The organism is Thermodesulfovibrionales bacterium (assembly GCA_026417875.1).
Lineage (GTDB): Bacteria > Nitrospirota > Thermodesulfovibrionia > Thermodesulfovibrionales > CALJEL01 > CALJEL01.
The window spans coordinates 1-2,689 of sequence record JAOACK010000094.1 but is presented as its reverse complement, the minus strand read 5'-3'; the positions used below and the strand labels follow the sequence as shown (position 1 = coordinate 2,689).

At 37.4% G+C, this 2,689-nt stretch carries 4 protein-coding genes; all 4 read right to left on the bottom strand.

Translation table 11 applies throughout. The features are described 5' to 3' along the window. On the bottom strand, positions 1-582 hold a 582-nt coding region (locus N2257_10570; protein ID MCX7794827.1), incomplete at its 3' end, for a cobaltochelatase subunit CobN. Between the two features lie 515 nt (positions 583-1,097). Then, entirely contained in the window at positions 1,098-1,727 is a 630-nt protein-coding gene (locus N2257_10565) for an ABC transporter substrate-binding protein (GenBank protein MCX7794826.1), read from the bottom strand. Positions 1,728-1,731: 4 nt separating this feature from the next. Next, on the bottom strand, positions 1,732-2,073 hold the full coding sequence (locus N2257_10560) for a hypothetical protein (GenBank protein ID MCX7794825.1): 342 nt from the start codon (positions 2,071-2,073) through the stop codon (positions 1,732-1,734). Between the two features lie 37 nt (positions 2,074-2,110). Then, positions 2,111-2,689 (bottom strand): TonB-dependent receptor (locus tag N2257_10555; GenBank protein MCX7794824.1); only part of this gene is annotated, 579 nt, incomplete at its 5' end.

The window sequence follows — 2,689 nt, the reverse complement described above, 5'->3', positions numbered from 1 at the left end:
TATAAGAGACAGATCATTTACCCAGTAGAAACGGGAAAACAAAATACCAACAGTTCCAAGAGACTTTTCATCTCCTCTATAGAAACCATACCACTTGAAATAATCATCTATGGTGCTAAAAATGTGTGGTGCATCAGGATGATATAACCCTTCCCATGCGATAAGCTTCGGCTCTGATGCTTCTATATCTATACCACCTACTTCACGGGCTATAAATCTGAGCATGTTTGTGAAATTTTCTTCTCCATTATAAGTTATATAAGAATAGACCTTCGCTACTATCTCTGTGCCCACAGTTGAGAGGCTCCAGTAGGAAGGGTCATGTCCTACGCAGATAATTGGGATTTTTTCCCCAATCTCTTGCAATCTCCTCTCCACCATTTGCCAGACTGATTCTGTTGAACGATAAAGAAGTATCGTATCTGCAGACTCAGCCTCTTTAATTACAGACTCAATTTCCTCTGGCTTCTCCTCAAGATGCCTGGAAGAATAAACCTTTACATCTATAATATCTTTCAATGGCTTAGTTGCCTTAACAAGGGTCCCACAGTGAGATGCCCACATAATTGAAAGGATTTTCATCATAGACCTCCTTAAAAACTTGGAGACTCTTTAAAAACTTGCCAAACCTTAAAAATTAGTGATGCAAAAACATCTTTTTTCAGATTTCCTCTAATATATCATTTCCATGAAAAAGGAAATACAGTTGTTTATAAACCCCGAATTATAGTTAGGGTTTTGATTTTTAACTCCCTACAGGCTGTCATTCTGGCTTGTCCAGAATCTTTCTTTTAATTCTAACCAAATCAAAAAGATTCCCAACAAGCGGGAATGATGAAAATCAGTGTATATTGAAAATTTCATACTCTCAATCTTTCAGATAGTTTTTTCATTTTTTTTATTTAATATTTGCCTAATTCTCAGTTAAATGCTTATTTTCTAAATTCTCGCTTTTGCAGATACGACACCCAGAAACACTTTTTAGTTATTGAAAAGCCTTATCTTTTAAAAGTCTATTTAGTACCTCCTACCTTTGATAGGGAAGCTCGAGAGTTCAAAGCGTTTTCTGAATCCTAAATTTTAAATTTTTTCATATTTCAGTTATCAATCTGTCTTACCTTTGAATAGGAAACACCATAAACCTTCCTATAAAATGATTCAAGAATCTTTTCTAAATCAACATCCGCATAATATTCAGGATATGTTTTCTTAGCCATCCATAATGCGATGGGTGCAATCCTTGGAGACCAGGTTGACCATTGGGGAGATTTAAAGACCCTGCCCTCCCTTACAGCTTTTATATGCCTCCACTGAGGGTTATTAAGTATGTCATGTCTGTCATACTTAGCATTGCCCCAGATAAAGATTACATCGGGATTCCAAGCGATAATCTGCTCAATGGAAACCTCTGCATTTCTCTGTAAGATATGGCTTGCCACATTCCTTCCACCTATCATAGTGAATATATCATTGGTAATACCAATCCTGCCTGCAACGGATGTTTGCTTACTGCCAATCCACAACACCTTCCTTTTGTTATTAGCAGGAATGGAGGTGGTTTTATGTTTGATTATTGAAAATATCTTTTCCATTTCAGATATAGCCTTCTCTATCTTATGCTCACGATTAAATACCTTCCCATGCAGCCTCATCACATCATATAGTTCACTTAGGCTTTCAGGATATATGCCAACTACCCTGAGACCCCTCTCTTCCATATATCTAATTATCTCAGGCTTCCACGCCCATGTAATAATAATATCTGGTTTGAGCTTTAGGACAGGTCTCTATGTTCACATCAGTGCCGCTTCCAGCAGAGGGAATTTTTTTGATATCAGGTTTCACAGCCTTCATCAAATCGTTGTCATATGCGAAAGTGCCGATACCTACAACCCTATCCCAGATATCAAGAACAGGCAATATTTCATAAGTCTGAAAAAAGATCGCCCTTTTTGCTGGAATAGGTATTTCAACTGACCTACCCATTTTGTCAACATAGGTTATAGTGGCAGCCTCTGAAAAAACTGCCACTATAACAACATAAACAAAAATTCCAGCAAAAAGCCTTTTCACCTTAATTTAAAAAATATCCTCTCAATTTCCTTGATCTCTAAAACCTTAATGTCAGCTCGCTATACCATGCCCTTCCGGGTGCTTTATAGTAAGCAAAATACTCCTTGTTGAAGATGTTATCCACTGAAAGGGATAAAGAGGCAAATTTTGTAAGTTTATATGAAATCTTTGCATCCATAACAAAATATGGGTCATAGGAGGTATATACCTTGTTAGCTATATCATTATTTTCGTCATTGCCATATCTTTTGCCCACATATCTTCCTATCAGAGAAGCCGTAAACGGACCCTTCTCAATATCGCCACCAATGTTAAACATCTTCTCTGGCATATCTATTAATTTTTTACCTACCGTTGCAGGTTTTACAGGATTTTCCTTAATCTTTGAATCGGTGAAAGTAAAGTTGGCAAAGAGTCTGAGCCATTTATTGAATCTTTGCTCTGCTTCTAACTCCACACCCTTACTCTCTGCCTTGCCAGCATTTATCAATTCCTGATAGGTAGAGGTTACGGTCTTTCTGTATATAAGGTCATCTATGTAGTTCTCAACATAGACAGCTTCGACCTTTGCCCCTCCCCATAATTTTTGATCAATCCCTATCTCCCAGGATGTATT